Origin of the sequence: Pseudomonas viridiflava (genome assembly GCF_900602065.1) — a bacterium.
Lineage (GTDB): Bacteria > Pseudomonadota > Gammaproteobacteria > Pseudomonadales > Pseudomonadaceae > Aquipseudomonas.
Genome location: NZ_UWFN01000116.1, coordinates 480,099 through 500,596, shown reverse-complemented (window position 1 = coordinate 500,596; position 20,498 = coordinate 480,099). Strand labels below are relative to the sequence as shown.

The window sequence follows — 20,498 nt, the reverse complement described above, 5'->3', positions numbered from 1 at the left end:
CCCTGCTGTGAACACGTCGCCCCTGGAAAATCCGTTTTACTACCTTGAGAACTTCCGTCAGGTGCTGGCCTGGATCGGGCAGCGCTACGCTGATCTGCTGGATGAGCAGGAACAGGAATTCATTCACTGTTTTGCGCAATTGCCGCAACCGGCTCAAGGTCTGCTGGTGCGCATGGTCATGCGCAAGGGCGAGCTGTTCCGCTCCAGCAAACTGGATTACCCCGAGCTGGGTGACACGCGTGAGGCGGTGCAACCGCTGCTGATCAACGGCTGGGTTGACCCGCGCCCGGCGCTCAGCCTCGAACAATTGTTTGTTCTGTTGCGCAAGGCCGAACTGGCGGCCTGCTTCAAGGCGCACGGTGTTCGCGGCACGGAGCGAAAGCACGAACTGTTGGAGCTGTTACAACCCCACCATCAGATCGCGCAACCCCTGGACAGCTGGCACGCTGATCTGGACGAAACGATTTTCGCTCTGCGTGTGATGCCGCTGTGTGATCGTTTGCGCTTGCTGTATTTCGGAAATCTTTACCAGGAGTGGTCCGAGTTTGTTCTGGCGGATCTGGGCGTGTATCGCTATGAGAAGGTCGAGTTCTCGCTGGATTCCCGGGCCATCAGTGACCGGGCGGATATCGATATCTGCCTTGAGCTGCACGCCTGCCGTCAGGCGCTGGATGAGGGCGTAGAGCTGGAACCCCTGGCTTCGCGCGCCATGGCTATCAATACCCGCAACCCCTGGCTTGAGATGCGCCGCAGCAAGACCCTGTTTCAGATCGGCCAGTACGCCGAGCGCGAGCAGGACTGGCCGTTGGCGTTGAGCGTGTACGAGTGCAGTGATTACCCCGGCGCTCGCTCCCGGCGCATCCGGGTGCTGGAACGCTGCGAGGACTATAGCGCCGCCATGGTGTTGCTCAAGCAGGTGCAAGCCGCGCCGCGAAGCGATGCCGAGCTGCAGCATGCACGTCGGGTATTGCCGCGCCTGCAGCGCAAACTTGGGCTTATCGATAAGGTTCGAAGGGTCACCCGTACAGTCGAACGTCTGGATGTCAGCGTGCCGCAGCGTTCTGACCTGACGGTGGAGCAGATGATCCAGCGACATCTTGCGGAGGAGGGCAGCGAGGTTTACTACGTCGAGAATACCTTGATTAACTCGCTGTTTGGTCTGCTCTGCTGGCCAGCCATCTTCGCCCCGTTGCCGGGTGCGTTTTTCCATCCCTTTCACAGCGGGCCGAGCGATTTGCACAGCCCGGATTTCTACGCGAGACGTGCCGGGCTGTTCGATGCTTGCCTGGCGCAGCTTGATTCCGGTACCTGGCAGGACACCGTTCGTGAGTGCTACCAGAGTAAGTTCGGCCTGCAGTCGCCTTTCGTGTTCTGGGGCGCTTTGACGCCCGATTTGCTTGAGCACGCGTTGCACTGCCTGCCGGTCGAGCATTTACGGCAATGGTTCAGGCGGTTGTTACTGGATATCAAGGCCAACCGGACCGGTATGCCGGACCTGATTCAATTCTTTCCGGCGCAACAGCGTTATCGAATGATAGAGGTCAAAGGGCCGGGTGACCGGTTGCAGGACAACCAGCTGCGCTGGCTGGACTTCTGCGCCGAGCACGGTATGCCGGTAGTGGTGTGTTATGTGCAGTGGGCAGCCAGTGCGATGCAATACCCTTGCGAAGAGATTCACAGCCACATCAACTAACAGGTTTAACGTTCCATAGTGGCCTGTGAGCGGCTGCTGTTGGAGCGAGGCTTGCCCGCGAAGAGCGATAACGCGTGTTGTCTGACATACCGCGTCAACGGGTTCGCGGGCAAGCCTCGCCCCAGCAGGAATGCGTCAGAAATCAGCCACCACTGCTCGACCCGCCAGCGCCGCCCGAATTGCCTTTGCTACCGTCGCCCTTGTTCTGACCATCGGGTATCCCGTTGCCTGTACCGGTAGCACCATCGATTTTGGGTTCCGGGTCCATGCCCTTGACGCCAGGGGATGTACCCGGTGGGTTGGTAGTGGTGCCATCGGTGTTTTTCTCCATGCCGCTGGCAGGCGTTTTAGGTGTGGTATCGACCGGGTTGGTCGGTCCGGTTGAGCCTGCATACGCCGAGCCTGTGGCCGCAGTCAGTAGAGCTGCGAGCGTCAGGGCAGTCAGTTTATTTTTGTTCATTTGATGAATCTCCATGGTTAGGGGCGATACATCTTTTTGTGACGGAAATCGTTCCATAGGTGCCCTGCATGCCGACCAATGGCGGGGTATGACGTTCGCAGCCTGACAAGTCCTTGTCTTCAAATTGCAACATGGGTGGTCGCAACGCCTTCCGCCATGCTGCGTCCGGTGTATATCGATGGCTTAAAGCTAGTATTCGGAAAATTTCTTGCGCATATCGGTAAGCCCCCTGTGTTTATTGGGCGAAACACCAAGTTACGCATTCGCTCTCCATCAGAAAACACCTACAAAAAAGCCCCTTTGTGACACAACTCGACTGATTGTCATGAAACCGCAACATTCCGAGGATTAAATCCGCATCGGGCCTTCCCATGGATGGGCCACCAAATTTCCCTTGTTGAGGTATCGCCGTGATTCTGCTGACTAAAAAACGCTTGTCGGTTCTGCTCGCTTCGATGTGCCTGAGTGGCATGGCCCATGCGGTAGACGTAACAGGCGCTGGTTCGAGTTTCGTCTTCCCGGTTATCTCCGCGTGGTCGCAGAATTACAGCAAGTCTGCCGACAACCGCATCAACTATCAGTCGATCGGTTCTGGCGGTGGTATCGCTCAGATCAAGGCTGCAACTGTAGACTTCGGCGCTTCCGACGCTCCTCTGTCGGCAGAAGACCTGGCTGCCGGCGGTCTGGGTCAGTTCCCGAGCGTGATCGGCGGTATCGTGCCAATCATCAACGTTGAAGGCATCGAGCCTGGTCAACTGAAGCTTGATGGTCCAGTACTGGCCAAAATCTTCATGGGTGAAATCAAGAAGTGGAACGATCCAGCGATCGTTGCTTTGAACCCAGAGCTCAAAGACAAACTGAAAGACCAGAACATCACCGTTGTTCACCGTTCGGACGGTTCGGGCACTTCGTATAACTTCACCAACTACCTGAGCAAAGTCAGCCCGGAGTGGAACGAGAAGTTGAAGTTTGGTTCGACCGTTCAATGGCCAGCCGGTGTAGGCGGCAAGGGTAGCGAAGGCGTTTCGGCCTACGTCAAGCAGATCAAGGGTTCGATCGGCTACGTTGAGCACTCCTACGCTGAAACCAACAAACTGTCTTACACCCAGTTGAAGAATGCCGCTGGCAAGTTCATCAAGCCAGACGCCAAAGCCTTCGCTGCCGCAGCTGACACTGCTGACTGGAACAGCGTTAAAGACTTCAACCTGATCATGACCAACGCTCCGGGTGAAACCGCCTGGCCGATCACCGCTACCACCTGGATCATCATGTACAAGAAGGCCAAGAACGCAGAGCAAAGCGCTGCTGCTTTCGACTTCTTCAAGTGGTCGCTGGAAAACGGTCAGAAACAAGCTGAAGACCTGTCCTACGTGGCACTGCCGAAAGCCCTGGTTACCAAGGTTGAGGACTACTGGAAAACCGAGTTCACCAAGTAATTCGACGTTTCTCCGGCTCACCCCTGTCATCGCTGCCCGATGACAGGGTTTCTTTGCGAGTGGACCCAAGATGACTGAAAACACCCAATATTTGTCCGCTGCGATCCCTGCTTCTGTCACTGAAGGTGAACGCCGCGCGGCCCGTGATCAGCGTCATGATCGCTGGTTCAAACGCGTCATGGGCGGTTCGGCGATGCTGGTTCTGGCATTGCTCGGCTGTATCGCACTTTCGACCTTGTGGGGCGGCAGCCTTGCATTCCAGACGTTCGGTTTCGGTTTTCTGACCAGCACCGAGTGGGACGTGGTCGGTGGCAAGTTTGGCGCACTGGTGCCGATCTACGGTACTTTGGTGACCTCTTTTCTGGCTTTGCTGATCGCCGTTCCGGTGAGCTTCGGCATTGCGATTTTTCTGACTGAAGTTGCGCCGCCCTGGTTGCGCCTGCCGATCTCTTCGGCTATCGAACTGCTGGCGGGTATTCCTTCGATCATCTACGGCATGTGGGGCCTGTTCGTGTTCGGTCCTTACATGGCTGAACATATCGCGCCATGGATCAATGAGAACCTGGGCGAACTGCCCTTTATCGGCCCGATGTTCCAAGGGCCGCCATTGGGTATCGGCATGCTCACCGCCGGTATCGTGCTGGCGATCATGATCACGCCGTTCATTACCTCGGTGATGGTCGAAGTATTCAAAAGTGTACCTACCACCCTTAAAGAGTCTGCCTACGCACTGGGCGGCACGACTTGGGAAGTGGTCTGGGACATCGTTCTGCCTTACACCCGTTCCGCTGTTGTCGGCGGCATCTTCCTCGGACTGGGCCGTGCGCTGGGTGAAACCATGGCGGTGACCTTCGTACTGGGCAACTCCCACCAGTTCTCGGCGTCGCTGATGATGCCAAGCAGCTCGATTGCTTCGGTAATCGCCAACGAGTTCAACGAGGCTTACACCGACCTGCATCGCTCGTCGTTGATTGCCCTGGGCTTCCTGCTGTTCGTAGTGACCTTCATCGTGCTGGCCCTGGCTCGCATCATGCTGTCGCGTCTGTCCCGCAAGGAGGGGTTATGAGTAAGGATGTGACTGGCAACGAGAGCCTGTACCGGGTTCGCGACCTAAAGAACAAGGCAGCAATGGTCCTTAGCTGCGCGGCGACGGCTTTTGGCCTGTTGTGGCTGGTGTGGATCCTGCTGACCACCATCATCAATGGTGTGGACGCATTAAACTTTCGACTGTTCAGCGGCATGACTCCGCCGCCGGGTGTTGAAGGCGGTCTGGCCAACGCCTTTTACGGCAGCGTGCTGATGTCAGGCATCGGTCTGTTGATCGGCACGCCGATTGGCCTGATGGCTGGCGTCTGGCTGGCAGAGTTCGCCCGGTACTCGAAGCTCGGCAACGCGGTGCGCTTCGTCAACGACATCCTGTTGTCCGCTCCGTCCATCGTGCTGGGCCTGTTTGTGTACACCGCGGTGATTCTGCCCCTCAACGAATGGACGGATCACAAGGTCGGCTTTTCGGCGATTGCCGGTGCGCTGGCGTTGGCGTTGCTGGTGATCCCCGTGGTGGTGCGTACCACCGATGAAATGCTTCAGTTGCAGCCTTCAACCATGCGCGAAGCCGCGCTGGCGCTGGGTGTGCCGCAGTGGAAGTTGACCCTGCAGATCGTACTGCGTGCCGCCAAAGCGGGTGTGGTGACTGGTGTCTTGCTGGCGCTGGCCCGCATCACTGGCGAAACCGCGCCTTTGTTGTTTACTGCGTTCGGCAACCAGTTCTGGAGCAGCGATCTGCTCAAGCCGATGGCCAGCGTACCGGTCGTGGTGTTCCAGTACGCCATGAGCCCATTCGACGATTGGCACTCTCTGGCTTGGGCAGGCGCTCTGGTCATGACACTGTTCGTGCTGATCCTCAGCCTCGCTTCCCGCTTAATTCTTTTGCGCAATAGGGCGTCTTGATGAATAACCTTTCCCTTGCCAATGAAAAAACCAAGATTCAAGTTCGTGGTCTGGAGTTTTTCTACAACGAACAGAAGTCGCTGAAATCCATCGACATGATCATCCCGGAGAAACGCATCACCGCGATCATCGGTCCTTCGGGTTGCGGCAAGTCGACCCTGCTGCGCGTGTTCAACCGTATCTACGCGATGTACCCCAAGCAGGAAGCCAAGGGTGAAGTACTGCTGAACGGTGAGAACATCCTGGCGCCGGGTTATTCGATGAACCGCCTGCGTAGCCACGTGGGCATGGTGTTTCAGAAGCCTGTGCCGTTCCCGATGTCGATCTTCGACAACATTTCCTACGCCATCAAGCACCATGAAAAGCTGTCGCGCCGTGAAATGGAAGACCGCGTGGAAGAGGCCCTGCGTGGTGCTGCGCTGTGGGACGAAGTCAAAGACAAACTCAACAAGAGCGCGACCGGTCTGTCTGGCGGTCAACAGCAGCGTCTGTGCATTGCCCGCACCATCGCGCTGCGTCCGCAAGTCCTGCTGCTCGACGAGCCGACTTCAGCGCTGGACCCGATCTCTACCGGGCGTATCGAGCAACTGATCACTGAACTCAAAGAGCAGTTCACGGTGATCATCGTGACTCACAACATGCAGCAGGCTGCGCGTTGCTCGGATTACACCGCGTTCATGTTCATGGGTGAACTGATCGAGCACGGCGACACTGACACGATCTTCACCAAGCCATCCAAAAGCCAGACTGAAGACTACATCACCGGCCGTTTCGGCTGATTTCCCTTCTCAGAGAATCGGGGAGACCTTGTCGCGGTCTCCCATGAATTCTTCCAGCCTTTTGCGTAACCACCGCTCTGCCGGGTCGGTGTCCATGATGCTCAGCCAGGTCATGGACAGTTCCAGATTCGGTGTGATGAAGGGCAGGGGTTCGCCATACAACTGGCCGGTATTGATCATTGCCTGAGTCAGGTGATCCGGCAGATTGCACAACAAATCAGTGCCCGCCATCAGTGCGGGCAATGTGCTGTATTGCGGTACTGACAGCACGGCCTTGCGTTTGCGACCAATCGCGTCCAGCCATTCATCGGCGAAGCTGCTGATATTGGCCACGTGAGAGACCACCACATGCGGGCGTGCGCAGTATTCATCCAGCGTCATCGGCGTTGCTGATTTGTCGGCGCGTACCACCATCGGCTGTATCGAGCGCAGCAGTTTGCGTTTGGCGTTGGCGGGCAGCTCCTGAGTCAGGCATACCCCCACGGTGATTTCGCCGGACATGAGCAACTCGGAGATATTCCAGTAGTTGACCTGCTTGATGACCAGCACAACACCGGGCGCTTCTTCGCGGATGGCCCGCAAAAGGGCTGGCATCAGGCTGTATTCGACGTCATCCGAGAGTCCGATGCGAAAGGTCATGTCGCTGCTGGCCGGGTCGAAATCCCGGGTCAGGCTCAGGGCGACCGACATTGCATCGAGTGCCGGGGACAGGTGATGAATGATTTCCTGTGCCCTTGCGGTCGGTTCCATCCGGTGACCGACGCGGATGAACAGCGGGTCATTGAATAGCGCCCTCAGGCGGTTGAGCGCGGCGCTGATGGTCGGTTGACCGAGAAACAGTTTTTCGGCGGCGCGAGTGACGTTGCGTTCTTGCATCAAGGTTTCGAAAACCACCATCAGATTGATGTCGGCCTTGCGCAGTTCGTTTCGGTTCATTGGGCTCGCGATCCGGAATGGCTTTTAGCGTTGTGGCGCCAAGCTATCAGTTACAGGCTGTAACGCTCAAGCTGCGTGTGGGATTTGTCTTGCTGGCCCATTCAATGAATATCGCGAATTGTCACGGTGATGGTGCTGCCTGGAGATTTCATGTTTGCCTGCAAGCTGATGTGGAGCTTAGTGACTGTAACGGCCTCTTTCCCGGCTAAAGCCGGTTCCAAGGCGTTGCGCTGGATATAGCGCTGCTGATCTTTTAATGCTTTTCTGGAATATCAATATTCAATAATCGTCGTTGAAGGAATATTCGCCGACTCTTACCATGCGTTATTCGAATTCATGAGGCCTATGAATTCGTAAATGTATGAGTGTGGAACGCTTCTTGTATGGCAAGTGACCACCTTTTCTCGAACGCCGAGTATTGAAAATGTCCGATATGAACACCGTCAGCGGTCTTGCTGCGCTCGAAGCTCGTCTGCAGCAGGATCTGCAATGGCTGGATCTGCCCGCCGCACCCTGGGTAAAACCACGGGTCAATGACGGCCAGGCAGTATTGGACGTGGCTATCATCGGCGGCGGAATGGCAGGGCTGGCGCTGGCAGCAGAGTTACGCCACATGGGTGTGATTACACGAATCTATGACCAATCGCCAACCGGCTTCGAAGGCCCCTGGGCGACCACCGCGCGCATGGAAACCCTGCGCTCGCCCAAGCAACTGACCGGGCCTGCACTGGGGTTGCCCGCGCTGACCTTCCGTGCCTGGTTCGAGGCCCAGTTCGGTCTTGAGGCGTGGAATGCGCTGGACAAGATCCCGCGTCTGCAATGGGCTGATTACCTGCGTTGGTATCGCAAGGCATTGAACCTCGACGTGCGCAACGAGCATCGCGTCAGCCGCGTACAGCCCAGGGCTGACGGGCTGGTTGAGCTGGATATCGAACATGCCGGGCAGCGTCAAACTATCCTGGCTCGTCACGTGGTATTGGCCACCGGTCGCGATGGACTGGGCGGCCCTTGGGTGCCCGATTTCGCACATAGCCTGCCTCGGGATGTCTGGGCGCATTCAGCCGATGGTCTGCAGGATGACTGGTTCGTCGGCAAACGCGTCGCGGTCATCGGCGGTGGCGCTTCGGCGATGGACAGCGCGGCCACGGCGCTTGAAGCCGGTGCGCAACGTGTCGATCTGCTGATTCGTCGCGCCGAGCTGCCACGGGTCAACAAAGGCAAGGGCGCCGGTAATCCGGGCATGACCCACGGTTACTGGCGTTTGCCGGATGCCTGGAAATGGCGAATCCGCAAATACCTCAACACTCAGCAAGTCCCGCCGCCACGTGGCAGCACTCAACGCGTCTCGCGCTCACCCAACTCACGCTTTCTGTTGAACAGCCCGGTTGTCGCCGTTCAGCAAAACCCGGCCGGAGGCCTATGGCTGGATACGCCGAAAGCGCGGATCGAGGTGGATTTTCTGGTCTTCGCCACAGGCTTCCGCACCAACTTCCAGTTGCGTCCCGAGTTCGCCAGCTTCGCCCAGCATGTGCGCGCCTGGAGCGACAGTTTCACGCCTCCGGGCAGCGAGCCGGATAACGAGCTGGAGGACTTGCCGGACCTGGGCCTGTGCTTCGAGTTTCAGGAGAAGACCCCTGGCGCATGCCCTGGCATCGGTCAGATCCACTGTTTCAATTACCCCGCAGCCCTGAGCTACGGCGCGGTGTCGGGTGATATTCCAGCCATCAGCGAAGGCGCCAAGCGTCTCGCTCAAGGTCTGGCCGGGCAGTTGTTCAATGAAGATATCGAGCTGCATTTCGCCGCTATGCAGAATTATGCCGAGCCTGAATTGCTCGGTGACGAATGGGTTGCCAGCGAGCCCACGGCTCAAGAGTTGCGCGGATGATCGGCTGGCTGGTGCGGCGTCTGAGTCAGTCGCTGCTGGTGGTGCTGCTGATGACGCTGGTGGTGTTCATTGGCCTGAACGCCATAGGCAATCCCATGGATATTCTGGTCGGCGAAGACCTGAACCAGGCCGAACGGCTCGCGGCCATCGCGCATCTGGGCCTGGACAAGCCGTTGTGGCAGCAATACCTGCTGTTTCTCAAGGGCGCGGTGCAAGGCAATCTCGGGCAGAGTTTTGTGTATCACGAAGACGCCATGCGCCTGATCGTGCAGCGCCTGCCTGCAACGTTTGAACTGGCGTTCAGCGCGATGTTTCTGGCGGTTGTCCTTGGCGTACCGCTGGGCATGTTCGCGGGCCGTTATCCCGATCATCCTCTGTCACGCGTGCTGATGGCTTCAAGCATCGTCGGTTTCTCGCTGCCCGCGTTCTGGGTCGCGCTGATGATGATCATGCTGTTCTCCATCAAGCTCGGCTGGTTGCCTGCCAGTGGCCGCGGCGAGACGCTTGAGCTGTTCGGCATTCAGTGGTCATTCCTGACCCTGGATGGCCTGCAGCATCTGATCTTGCCTGCGCTGAATCTGGCGTTGTTCAAGATATCTCTGGTGTTGCGTCTGACTCGCGCCGGTGTGCGTGAAGTGCTGCCACAGGAGTACGTGAAGTTTGCCCGGGCCAAGGGGCTGTCACCGGTCCGGGTGATGTGCATGCATGTGATGCGCAACACCATGATCCCGCTGGTTACGGTGTTGGCCATGGAGCTGGGTTCGACTATCGCGTACGCCGTGGTGACCGAAAGCATTTTCGCCTGGCCGGGCGCAGGCAAGCTGATTCTGGACAGCATCAACATGCTCGACCGCCCGGTGGTGGTGGCTTATCTGATGGTGGTCGTGGTGATTTTTGTGGTGCTCAACCTGATTGTCGATGCCTTGTATTACTTCCTCGACCCGCGTGTGCGTGTGGAGGCAAAACGATGAGTCAGGCTCCTGTAGCGACCTTCAAGGCGCAGTCTCCGTGGCGTCGCGGTGTCTCGGAATTCAAAACCTCGCCCACGGCCATGCTCGGGTTGCTGGTGTTGGTTTTCATCGTCGGGGTCGCGGCGCTGGCACCGTGGATTGTCTATCAGAACCCTTATGACCTGATGCAGCTCAACGTGCTTGATGCGCGCCTCCCGCCAGGCACAGAGAACGTAGACGGCGGCTACACCTATTGGCTGGGGACTGATGGTCAGGGGCGCGATCTGCTTTCAGCGATTATTTACGGCCTGCGTATCAGTCTCTGGGTGGGTATCGGTTCTGCGTTGATCGCGGCGGTACTCGGCACCATGCTCGGGTTGCTCTCTGCCTATGCGGGCGGTTGGGTCGATGCCTTGTTGATGCGTCTGGTGGATCTGCTGCTGTCGTTCCCGGTCATTCTCATGGCGTTGATGATTCTCGCCTGGCTGGGCAAGGGCGTCGGTAATGTGATGCTGACGCTGGTGGTGCTGGAATGGGCTTACTACGCCCGTACCGCCCGTGGTCAGGCACTGACCGAGAGCCGCCGCGAGTACGTCGATGCGGCGCGGGGGCAGGGCATTGGTTCGTGGCGCATCGTGGTCGGGCACATTCTGCCCAATTGCCTGCCGCCGCTGATCGTCATTGGTGCATTGCAGATCGCCCGGGCGATCACCCTGGAAGCCACGCTTTCGTTCCTGGGCCTTGGCGTGCCGATTACCGAACCGTCGCTGGGTCTGCTGATCGCCAACGGCTTTCAGTACATGCTCAGTGATGAGTACTGGATCAGTTTCTACCCGGGGCTGGCGCTGCTGATAACCATCGTCGCCATCAACCTGGTGGGTGACCGTTTACGTGATGTGCTGAACCCGAGGTTGCAACGATGAGCCTGCCCGACCTCTCTGCCGAGCCGCTGGCAAACGTGCAGCCGACTCTGGATGTGCGTGGGCTGTGCACGTCTTTCTACACCCGCGCCGGGGTCTTGCCTGCGGTGCGTGATGTATCGCTGAGCATTCAGCCGGGGCGAATCCTTGGCCTGGTGGGCGAGTCCGGTTCCGGCAAGTCAGTCACTGGTTTCTCCATCCTCGGTCTGGTCGATGAGCCGGGGCGGATCAGCGGCGGGGAAGTGCTTTTTCAAGGCCGTGACCTGACGCGTTTGTCGGCAAAAGAGCTGCGTCACCTGCAAGGTAATCGGATAGCGATGATCTTTCAGGACCCGATGATGACCCTCAACCCGGTGCTGCGCGTCGACACGCAAATGATCGAGGCGGTGCAAGCCCATCAGCCGCTTAGCCGTGCCGAGGCTCGTGAACATGCCAGCCGCACCTTGGGGCTGCTGGGCATCGCCAGCCCGGATGAGCGTTTGCGCGCCTATCCACACCAGTTGTCTGGCGGCATGCGTCAGAGGGTAGCGATTGCCATTGCGCTGCTGCATTCGCCGGATCTGATCATTGCCGATGAACCCACCACAGCGCTGGACGTGACCATTCAGGCGCAGATCCTCAGTGAAGTGCAGAAGCTGGTCCGTCAGCAAGGCACCTCACTGATCTGGATCACCCACGATCTGTCGGTCGTCGCCGGTTTGGCCGACGACATCGCCGTGATGTATGCCGGACGGATCGTTGAGCAAGGCAGTGTCGCCGCCGTGCTGGATCGCCCGCAACATCCGTATACCCAAGGCCTGATCGACAGCCTGCCAAGCCGCAACAAACGCGGCCAGCGTCTGCGGCAGATTCCGGGCATGGCGCCGGACTTGCTGTCGATGCCAGCGGGCTGTGCCTTCTCTGCCCGTTGCTCCCGAGCGACTTCGGTGTGCGAACAGGAACCGCCCAGTCAAGCGATAGAGCCGGGCCGACTGGTCCGCTGTTTTCATCCGGGAGCCGCCGATGAGCAATGAATCGACGCCAATCATCGAGCTGCGCGATGTCAGCAAGACATTCGGCAAAGCCAGTCCTGAAACCGGGCTGCAGCATATGTTGCAGCGCCTGCAACTGACTCGGCCGACCTCGGTGACTCACGCTGTTGACCGGGTAGACCTGCGCATCGTGCGGGGCGAAGTGGTCGGGCTGGTGGGCGAGTCCGGCTGTGGCAAGTCGACCCTTGGCCGAATGGTCGCCGGTTTGCTGTCGGTGTCTTCCGGCACGGCTTCCATTGACGGCAAGTCCATTGAGGATTTCACCCATGAAGAGCGTCAGGCGGCGCGGCTTAAAATCCAGATGATTTTTCAGGACCCGTCCGCGAGCCTCAATCCGCGCTTGCGAGTGGATCGAATCGTCGGGGAGGGCGCGTTGCTGCATGGCCTGACCGACAAGGCCGGGTTCGACGATTACGTGAGCGCTCAACTGCAACGTGCCGGGCTTAGCCCGCAGTTGCGCCAGCGCTATCCGCATCAGTTCAGCGGCGGTCAGCGGCAGCGAATCGGTATCGCTCGTGCGTTGGCGGTACAGCCTGAATTGTTGGTCTGCGATGAGTCGGTGGCGGCGCTGGACGTGTCGATTCAGGCGCAGATTCTCAACCTGTTCATGGACCTGCGCGACGAGCTTGGCCTGACCTATCTGTTCATCAGTCATGACCTTGGTGTGGTCGAGCATCTGTGCGATCGCGTGGTGGTGATGTACCTGGGCCGGGTTGTGGAAAGCGCTGACGTTGATGACCTGTTCAGTCGCGCCAATCACCCCTACACCCAGGCGCTGCTCGCGCAGATCCCGCGTTTCGATATTCGCAGTGCCCGTTATGACGCGATCAAAGGGGAAATCCCCAGCCCGCTGAACCCGCCCGCCGGGTGTCATTTCCATCCTCGTTGCCCGCACGCCATGGCGCGCTGTCGCGTGGAAGTTCCACCGCTCAGGGAGGTTTCGCCGAACCACCTGAGCGCTTGCCACCTCAACGAAACAGCCTGAACGGGCGCTTGATCGTCCGTCTTTCTCATTGCCATTGCGTACAAGGAAACAACACATGAAACCTCTTGTTCGTTCACTGTTGGCCTCGGCCCTGATTCTGGCTGGCGGCAGTGCCTCGGCTGAAGCCTTGCGTATCGGTTACGCCGACCCGGTCTCGTCCCTTGATCCTCAACTGAACAACTATGCCGGTGACCGCTCGGTGGCGCTGCATGCGTTCGAATCGCTGGTCAATCGCCACGACGACAAGACCCTGCCGGGCCTGGCCAAAAGCTGGAAAGTGCTGGACGACAAGACCTGGGAGTTCAGCCTGCGCGACGACGTCAAATGGCAGGACGGCAAGCCGCTGACCGCCGATGACTTCGTGTTCTCCTTTGAGCGTGCCCGCGCTGTGCCAGGCTCCGTGGCGTCCTACGCCGGAGCCATGCGTACTGTCGAGTCAATCCAGGCCAAGGATGATCACACGCTGATCATCAAGACCCGCACGCCTAACGCTAACCTGCTGCCGGACGTCGATTCGATCTACATCGTCAGCCGCCATGTCGGGGCAGGCGCTGCGAGCGCCGATTACAACTCCGGCAAAGCAATGGTCGGCACCGGGCCTTATCGTTTTGTTTCCTTCGTGCCGGGCGACCGCACGATTTTCGAGCGCAACAACGAGTACTGGGGCGAGAAGCCGCTGTGGGACAGCGTTGATTATCGTTACATCGCCAATGCCGCGAGTCGCACCGCAGCCTTGCTGGCGGGTGATGTGGACGTGATCGACAAGGTTTCGCCAACTGACGTGGCCCGCTTGCGTCAAAGCCCGAATGTGAAGGTTTACGCTTACTCCGGGCTGCGTGCGCTGATTGTTCAGCCGAGCTTCCGCGAAGGCCCGAACGAGTTTATCCGTGACAATTCTGGCAAGCCGCTGGAACAGAACCCGCTGCGTGACGTGAAGGTGCGCAAGGCGTTGTCGCTGGCGATCAATCGTCAGGCAATTGTCGAGCGCATCATGCAAGGCACCGTGACCGAGGCCAACCAGTGGATGCCAGCCAATACCTTTGGCTACAACGCGAATCTGAAAAACATCCCGTACGACCCGAAACAGGCCAAGGAGCTGCTCAAAGAAGCCGGCTTCCCGGATGGCTTCCAGTTGACCGTGCACGTTCCGGGCGACCGCTACCCGCAAGCCCCGGAAACCATGCAGGCCGTAGCGCAGTTCTGGTCGCGGATCGGCGTCAAGGTGCAGCTGGAAGTGCTGCCGTGGGCGGTTTACGCCGGTAAGGCGAACAAGAACGAATTGGCAATCAGTGTGATTGGCTGGGGCAACGGCACTGGCGAAGCGGCTTATGCGCTGACCAACATTTTGACCACCGTCGACAGCACCAAGGGCCTGGGCGCTTCGAACTGGGGGCACTACAGCAACCCGTTGGTGGATCAGGCGCTGACCAAAGCCACCGCCGAGTTCGACGAAGCCAAGCGCCGGGCCATTCTGGAAGAGTCCGCCAAAGTCGTGACGGACGACGTAGGCATCATCCCGCTGTTCCATTACCAGAACATCTGGGCTGCGCGTAAAGACCTGAAGGTTGAGCCTTTGGTCAGCGACCGCACCGCCGCAAGCATGGTGACCAAACTGCCTTGAGCTTTGAAGACTTAAAACCCTGAGCCTGACGCCTTGCTGGCGACAGGCTCAGCACGATGTATTCAGAGGATGTGTGATGAATTCCACGGTTCAATCGCCTGATGTGCTGGATGAGTTGCTGGGCCTCGCGCCCGGCACTCATTTGCATCAGGTTCGCCACGCTCGTGACAAGGTACTGGCCGCTACTCAGGGCAGCCATGAGCAGTTTTTCGATCCGCAGCTTGCAGACAATCTGTCGTTGAGCGAGCGGCTGCTGGTGGCGTATTACGCTGCCAGGCTGACCCCCAATCAGTTGTTGGCGGATTACTATCTTGAGCAATTACAGGCGCTGGATGTCAGCCCGTCGACGATTGCCGCGCGTGAAGCAGGTTCGCTTGATCAGCTTGAAGACGCACGCTTGCAGGCTATTCTCGGTTTTACCCGGACCTTGATCGAGCGCCCGGTGGAAGGTGATCGGCAAGCTTTGAAGGTACTCCAGCAAGCCGGATTGTCCACTGCGGAGATCGTTGTGTTAGCGCAGTTGATTGCCTATCTGTCTTATCAGGTCCGGCTGGCCGCGGGCCTTGCCGCATTGTCAGCCGCAGGAGCCGCATGATGAGTGAACCGATCCGCATCAATGGCTTCACCAGCGAAGTACTGGGCTGGAAAGCCTGGCTGCCAACCATCAAGCTCGACAGCGCGACGCCTGAGCAAGTGGCGGTGCTGGAAGAGAGCCATCCTCAGGCCAAAGTCTCCGATTACTACCTGACCCTGGCACACCAGCCTGAAGTGTTGCGCCAGCGATCAGCTGCATTCAACGCGATCATGTACGCCCCTGGCGGTTTGTCGCGGGCTGAGCGCGAGCTGGCGAGCACGGTCGTTTCCCGGATCAATCAGTGCGTGTACTGCGCCTCGGTGCATGCCCAGCGCTTTGAGCAACTGGCCAAGCGCAATGATGTGATTGCCGAGATCTTTACGAACCCTGAAACGGCCGGGACTACCGACAGGGAAAAAGCCATCGTGCGCTTTTCCATCGACTTGACCCTGGATCCGGCGGCGGTGGGGGCTCAACACATTCAGCCACTGCGTGACCAAGGGCTGGACGATGCACAGATACTGGACCTGATTCACGCGATCTCGATATTTGCCTGGGCTAACCGTCTGATGCTCAACCTTGGCGAACCCGTCTACAAAGGCGAGTAGGCGCGGCTTTCCAGCCAATCGAGCGTTTGAATAAAAACCTCGATAAAAATTGTACAAACTCCTATTCGTCGTATAGCTTTTAGGTTTGAGGGGTCAGCATCCCGGTGTTGTTGTGGTCTTTGACCTTGCACCCCGATGCTGGCCCTTTTTGGTCTGCCTTTGAAGACCCGGACGGGAGGCGTCGAATGGCACGGCTTTGGTTAGTGGTTTTTCTGCTGTTTAGTCAGGTGTTCAGCCAAGTGGCAAGTGCTTCGTGGCAAGAAGCGTTGCCCAATGCTCAGGTCATCGGCGGCGGCGATCTGCGCGTGTTCGGCTTCCGTGTCTACACCGCGCGATTGCTGAGTGCTGGCAAGCCTTTCAAGGCTGACCAGCCGCTGGCGCTGGAGCTGACCTATCACCGCACGATTTCTCGGGATGATCTGGTTGAGGCCAGCATCGTAGAGATCAAGCGCACCTCACCGAAGGCAGTCCCTGAAGCGCAGTTGGTCGCCTGGCGTGAGCAAATGGCCCAGGCGTTTGTCGATGTTGAAGAGGGCATGAAAATTACCGGGGTTTACTTCCCGGGCCGCGAAGCGCGCTTTTACGTCGGTGACAAACTGCAGCACGTTGTACAGGATCCGCAGTTTGCAAAAGCGTTCTTTGATATCTGGTTAAGCCCGAAAACCCGTAACCCCGAGCTGCGCGAGCAACTGATGGGGAGCGCCGGAAAGTAATTTATTTTGTGGGGAGCTGCGACATGTGGAAGGCCTTGATCATCGCTGCGTGTATCGGTTTGACTGCCTGCAGCGGCGTGGACGTGAAGCAATACAGTCAGGAGACCCCCAAGCTGGATCTGCGAGAGTATTTCAACGGACGCGTCGTTGCTCGGGGCATCTTCCAGAAGCGCTCGGGAGAGGTCACCAAACGCATGGACGTTGTGATTAACGGCCGTAGCGAAGGAGAAGCGCTGATCCTGCACGAGGACTTCACCTATAGCGACGGTAAAAAAGAAACTCGCATATGGACGCTTCGTCCTGATGGCCCAGGCCGCTGGAAGGGCACGGCCGGAGACGTTGATGGCGAAGCTTTCGGAGAGGTTTCCGGCAATGCCTTCCATTGGCGCTATGTGCTGAACCTGCCGGTGGATGGCACGACCTACAAAGTGCACTTCGATGACTGGATGTGGCTGCTCGACGACAAGACCCTGGCCAATCGTTCGTACATGAGCAAGCTGGGCGTGGAGTTGGGGCAAGTGACGTTTTTCTTTCGTAAGGAATAATGGCGAGAGGGGCAGCAACTGCCAGACTCTGTATTGGCCCGCAATTTTTTAGGCGCCACTTTCCCTGTGGGACCGAATTCATTCGGGAAGACTGATTGTCTGACGCTGAATACCTATTGTCTGTACCGGCCCATTCGCGAATGAATTCGCTCCCACCGGAATTGGGTTTGCAGGCAACCCACAGATACTTCATTTACCGCGCGACAGGTGTCGGAGTTTGAGTTGTTCGCCTGTCTTTCTGAAATTTCTTGGAACCTTCTCTGCCGATCGTGACCACCCCTCTGTATTATGGCTACCCCGGCCTTTGATGCCTGGCGCATGACCACGAATCTCCCCACCGGACGCCCTGCATGACCAAGCCTGTTTCAACCTCCAGCAGAGATTTCATTCTGGTGGCCTGCGCGCTGCTTATCGTAATGGTCGGTACTACATTGCCGACGCCGCTGTATGTCTATTACCAACAGCAAATGGGTTTCGGTGAAACCTGGGTGACGCTGATCTTCTCGATCTATGCGGCCGGGGTTATTGCCGCGTTGCTGGCAGTGGGCAGTTGGTCGGATCAGGTTGGGCGTCGTCCGATGCTGTGTGCAGGTCTGGTCATGGGGGCGATCAGTGCAGTGATTTTCCTGTATTGCGACTCCATCGGCGGTCTGTTGCTGGGGCGACTGTTTTCCGGGTTTTCTGCGGGGATCATGACCGGGACCGCGACCGTGGCCGTTATCGAATTGGCTCCCAAGTCCTGGAGCAAGCGCTCAACGCTTGTCGCGACGGCCGCCAACATGTTTGGCCTTGGGCTGGGGCCTTTGCTCGCGGGCCTGACCTCCCAGCATTTACCGCACCCTCTGCAATTGGTGTTCTGGTTGCACCTGGGTTTTCTGGCTCTCGCGCTGGTGGGCGTCATAGTCGCTCGGGAGACCGTTACGCGCCCGGCAGTGCCACGTCTGCGGGTCATGCGTCCATCGATTCCTGCCGAAGTCCGTAGCCTGTTCATACCGGCGGCCATTGCCGGGTTGGCGGGGTTCAGCGTCGCCGGTCTTTTTACCAGCATGGTCCCGTCGATCATGCGCCAGGTCATGGAACAGTCCAGCGGTATCGTGATCGGCGCGGTGGTCGGCTCATTCTTCGCGGCATCAGTGGTGGGCCAGGCCCTGCTGCAATGGTTGCCGTCCCGTCAGCACATGACTCTGGGTTGCGTCGCGCTGATCCTTGGCATGCTGACCTTGGGCTTGAGTATTGCCACCGAGCAAATCCTGCTGCTGATCATTGCCGGCATCACGGCAGGGATCGGCCAGGGTATGGTGTTCCGCGCCGGCATGGGGGCGGTGACTGCCGCCAGTCCTGCTCATCAGAAAGCCGCAGTTGCCTCGGCGCTGTTTGTGGTGTTGTACCTGTCCATGTCGCTGCCGGTGATTGCTGTAGGCGTCAGCGTGCCGGTCTTTGGCTTGCGCCATGTCGGCGAGCTGTTCAGCGCTATTGTTGCGTTGATCGCAGTGGTCGCGATGTGGAGCATGAAAAGGGCGCAGGCTGTGGCGGCCTGACGGGATATAGAGAACAAAAAAGCCTCGCGATGCGGGGCTTTTTGCCCTGTGCAGGTTGAGTCAAGGCTTGTCAGTTCGTCGTGCGCAGCACAAACCTGCTATCCGCGCGGGTAAAAAAAGGACTAACAAGAAGGTCAGGACTTTCACATGCGCGCGGCACAGCCGCCCAAGGACTAGCCATGAGCTTGCTTGATACCCGTCGCCCGCAAATGTTCCCGGTTTTCACTCCCGCCCAGATCGAGCTTGCCCGGCGCTTTGCCAGTGGTCCGGCGCAGCGCTTCGAGCCGGGAGCGATCATGTTCAACGTGGGCGAACGCGGGATTGCCATCTGGCTGGTGCTGGAAGGTACGGTGGACTTGATTCGGCGTGACGGGCTGGGTCGTGAGGCGGTTATTAGTCAGGGGGGAGCGGGGGAGATCACCGGCGAGTCGGGCCTCTTGGGGGATCGTGCTTCGCTGGTGGAAGGTCGTGCCGGGCTGGACGGCTGTGTGGCGCTGCCTTACGACGTCGCGCACATACGGGCGTTGATCATCGGCTCGGCAGAGTTGGGTGAAATGGTCATGCGTGCGTTCATTTTGCGTCGGGTCGGGATGATCCAGTCTGACCGGGTCGGTTCGATTCTGGTGGGCCATTCCGGAGAGGGGCGGCTGGCCGGATTGCAGGGTTTTCTGACTCGCAATGGTTACCCGAATACGGTGCTCGACATCTCCTCGGACGATGAAGAAACAAAGCTGCTGATTGCTCGTCTGGGTGTTGCCGAGGCCGACCTGCCGCTGATGATCTGTCCCAACGGCACCGTTCTGAAAAATCCCGATAACGCCGAGGCTGCGGTTTGCCTGGGGATTACCCCGCAGCTGGACCCTGATGTGATCTACGACATCGCTGTCGTGGGGGCCGGGCCAGCGGGATTGGCCACTGCGGTGTATGCCGCCTCAGAAGGTTTGTCGGTGCTGGTGCTGGATCAGCGGGCGTATGGCGGTCAGGCCGGCGCGTCGGCGCGGATTGAAAACTATCTGGGGTTCCCGACCGGCATTTCCGGCCAGGCACTGGCCGGTCGCGCGTTCACCCAGGCGCAGAAGTTCGGTGCGAAGATGGCCATCCCGTTGCAGGTTTCCCATCTCGATTGCACGGTGCCGGACCTGCCGCGTGTCGAACTGACCACGGGCGCAAGTATCCATGCAAAGGCGGTGGTGATCGCATCCGGTGCGCGCTATCGCAAGTTGCCCGTGGCGAATATCGATCTGTTCGAGGGAAAAGGTGTTTCTTACTGGGCCTCCCCCATAGAAGCGAAGATCTGTCAGGGCGCGGAAGTTGCCCTGGTGGGCGCAGGAAATTCCGCAGGGCAGGCAGTGGCGTTTCTGGCTCCGCAGGTCAAGCGTTTGCACTTGGTGGTGCGCGGCGCAGGGCTGGAAGCGTCGATGTCTCAGTACCTGATCGAGCGCATTGCCTTGTTACCCAACGTAGTGATCCATACCCGCACTGAAATCGTTGAGCTACAAGGTGATGAGGTCAGCGGCCTGCAAGGCGCCGTATTCCAGAATCGCGACACGTTGCAGCGCGACACACGCCCATTGCGGCACCTGTTTCTGTTCATTGGCGCAGACCCCAATACCGACTGGTTGCGTGACTGCGTGGAAACCGACCCTAAGGGCTTCGTCATCACTGGGCGCTCGGTGTGCAGTGTCGCGGTGGACGACTGGATTCCTTTGCCGCTGGAGACCAACCGCAAGGGTGTCTTTGCCATCGGCGATGTGCGGGCGCAGTCGACCAAGCGGGTGGCTGCAGCAGTAGGAGAGGGTGCGGCAGTGGTCGCGCAGATATTTGAGGCCGTGAAGCGAGGGTAACGCCTGTTTGCGCAGGAGCTGCCTGTGAAAGAC

19 protein-coding genes are annotated in these 20,498 nt (G+C 58.7%); 17 read left to right on the top strand and 2 right to left on the bottom strand.

Features of this window, described 5'->3' with window-relative positions:
• Positions 1-7: 7 nt before the first annotated feature.
• On the top strand, positions 8-1,693 hold the full coding sequence (locus EE949_RS07540) for a VRR-NUC domain-containing protein (RefSeq protein ID WP_122663705.1): 1,686 nt from the start codon (positions 8-10) through the stop codon (positions 1,691-1,693).
• 142 nt (positions 1,694-1,835) lie between these two features.
• On the opposite strand, the gene EE949_RS07530 is transcribed toward EE949_RS07540, so the two are convergent.
• Positions 1,836-2,153 carry a hypothetical protein gene (locus EE949_RS07530; RefSeq protein WP_122663704.1) on the bottom strand — a complete coding sequence of 106 codons (318 nt, stop codon included), beginning with the start codon at positions 2,151-2,153 and terminating at the stop codon, positions 1,836-1,838.
• Positions 2,154-2,563: 410 nt separating this feature from the next.
• On the opposite strand from EE949_RS07530, the gene pstS reads away from it, so the two are divergent.
• The 4 genes from pstS to pstB all read left to right on the top strand — a co-directional run bounded on the left by pstS (position 2,564) and on the right by pstB (position 6,315).
• Complete coding sequence (pstS, locus tag EE949_RS07525) at positions 2,564-3,589, top strand: phosphate ABC transporter substrate-binding protein PstS (RefSeq protein WP_122663703.1); 1,026 nt, start codon at positions 2,564-2,566, stop codon at positions 3,587-3,589.
• A 70-nt stretch (positions 3,590-3,659) separates the two neighbouring features.
• Complete coding sequence (pstC, locus tag EE949_RS07520; RefSeq protein WP_122663702.1) at positions 3,660-4,655, top strand: phosphate ABC transporter permease subunit PstC; 996 nt, start codon at positions 3,660-3,662, stop codon at positions 4,653-4,655.
• Positions 4,652-5,536, top strand: a complete 885-nt coding sequence (pstA, locus tag EE949_RS07515) for a phosphate ABC transporter permease PstA (protein ID WP_122663701.1) — start codon at positions 4,652-4,654, stop codon at positions 5,534-5,536. The genes pstC and pstA overlap by 4 nt, the downstream gene beginning before the upstream one ends.
• Complete coding sequence (gene pstB / locus EE949_RS07510; protein ID WP_087263883.1) at positions 5,536-6,315, top strand: phosphate ABC transporter ATP-binding protein PstB; 780 nt, start codon at positions 5,536-5,538, stop codon at positions 6,313-6,315. Before pstA ends, pstB begins: the two co-directional genes overlap by 1 nt.
• A 9-nt stretch (positions 6,316-6,324) precedes the next feature.
• Here pstB and EE949_RS07505 read toward each other — a convergent pair whose 3' ends face one another.
• On the bottom strand, positions 6,325-7,251 hold the full coding sequence (locus tag EE949_RS07505; RefSeq protein ID WP_122663700.1) for a LysR family transcriptional regulator: 927 nt from the start codon (positions 7,249-7,251) through the stop codon (positions 6,325-6,327).
• Positions 7,252-7,675: 424 nt separating this feature from the next.
• Here EE949_RS07505 and EE949_RS07500 point away from each other — a divergent pair, with 424 nt between their 5' ends.
• The 12 genes from EE949_RS07500 (at position 7,676) to EE949_RS07445 (ending at position 20,465) form a co-directional block, all read left to right on the top strand.
• The gene (locus EE949_RS07500) at positions 7,676-9,136 is read left to right on the top strand and encodes an FAD-dependent oxidoreductase (protein ID WP_122663699.1); all 1,461 of its coding nucleotides are present in this window, start codon (positions 7,676-7,678) and stop codon (positions 9,134-9,136) included.
• Positions 9,133-10,107: an ABC transporter permease gene (locus tag EE949_RS07495; protein ID WP_122663698.1), complete on the top strand. Its 975-nt coding sequence runs from the start codon at positions 9,133-9,135 to the stop codon at positions 10,105-10,107. The genes EE949_RS07500 and EE949_RS07495 overlap by 4 nt, the downstream gene beginning before the upstream one ends.
• Positions 10,104-11,009, top strand: coding sequence for an ABC transporter permease (locus EE949_RS07490; protein ID WP_122663697.1), 906 nt, complete (start codon positions 10,104-10,106; stop codon positions 11,007-11,009). Before EE949_RS07495 ends, EE949_RS07490 begins: the two co-directional genes overlap by 4 nt.
• Positions 11,006-12,019: an ABC transporter ATP-binding protein gene (locus EE949_RS07485; RefSeq protein WP_122663696.1), complete on the top strand. Its 1,014-nt coding sequence runs from the start codon at positions 11,006-11,008 to the stop codon at positions 12,017-12,019. Before EE949_RS07490 ends, EE949_RS07485 begins: the two co-directional genes overlap by 4 nt.
• A complete protein-coding gene (locus EE949_RS07480; RefSeq protein WP_122663695.1) occupies positions 12,009-13,022 on the top strand; it encodes an ABC transporter ATP-binding protein in 1,014 nt (337 codons plus the stop codon). The genes EE949_RS07485 and EE949_RS07480 overlap by 11 nt, the downstream gene beginning before the upstream one ends.
• Positions 13,023-13,077: 55 nt before the next feature.
• On the top strand, positions 13,078-14,643 hold the full coding sequence (locus EE949_RS07475; RefSeq protein ID WP_122663694.1) for an ABC transporter substrate-binding protein: 1,566 nt from the start codon (positions 13,078-13,080) through the stop codon (positions 14,641-14,643).
• A 76-nt stretch (positions 14,644-14,719) separates the two neighbouring features.
• Positions 14,720-15,238: a CMD domain protein gene (locus tag EE949_RS07470; protein WP_122663693.1), complete on the top strand. Its 519-nt coding sequence runs from the start codon at positions 14,720-14,722 to the stop codon at positions 15,236-15,238.
• The gene (locus tag EE949_RS07465; protein ID WP_122663692.1) at positions 15,238-15,825 is read left to right on the top strand and encodes a peroxidase-related enzyme; all 588 of its coding nucleotides are present in this window, start codon (positions 15,238-15,240) and stop codon (positions 15,823-15,825) included. Before EE949_RS07470 ends, EE949_RS07465 begins: the two co-directional genes overlap by 1 nt.
• Positions 15,826-16,010: 185 nt before the next feature.
• Positions 16,011-16,538 carry a chalcone isomerase family protein gene (locus EE949_RS07460; RefSeq protein WP_122663691.1) on the top strand — a complete coding sequence of 176 codons (528 nt, stop codon included), beginning with the start codon at positions 16,011-16,013 and terminating at the stop codon, positions 16,536-16,538.
• Positions 16,539-16,561: 23 nt separating this feature from the next.
• Complete coding sequence (locus tag EE949_RS07455) at positions 16,562-17,083, top strand: DUF3833 domain-containing protein (protein ID WP_122663690.1); 522 nt, start codon at positions 16,562-16,564, stop codon at positions 17,081-17,083.
• Between the two features lie 350 nt (positions 17,084-17,433).
• Positions 17,434-18,621: an MFS transporter gene (locus EE949_RS07450; RefSeq protein ID WP_122663689.1), complete on the top strand. Its 1,188-nt coding sequence runs from the start codon at positions 17,434-17,436 to the stop codon at positions 18,619-18,621.
• A gap of 179 nt (positions 18,622-18,800) precedes the next feature.
• Positions 18,801-20,465, top strand: coding sequence for an FAD-dependent oxidoreductase (locus tag EE949_RS07445; protein WP_122663688.1), 1,665 nt, complete (start codon positions 18,801-18,803; stop codon positions 20,463-20,465).
• The last annotated feature ends 33 nt before the right edge of the window (positions 20,466-20,498 follow it).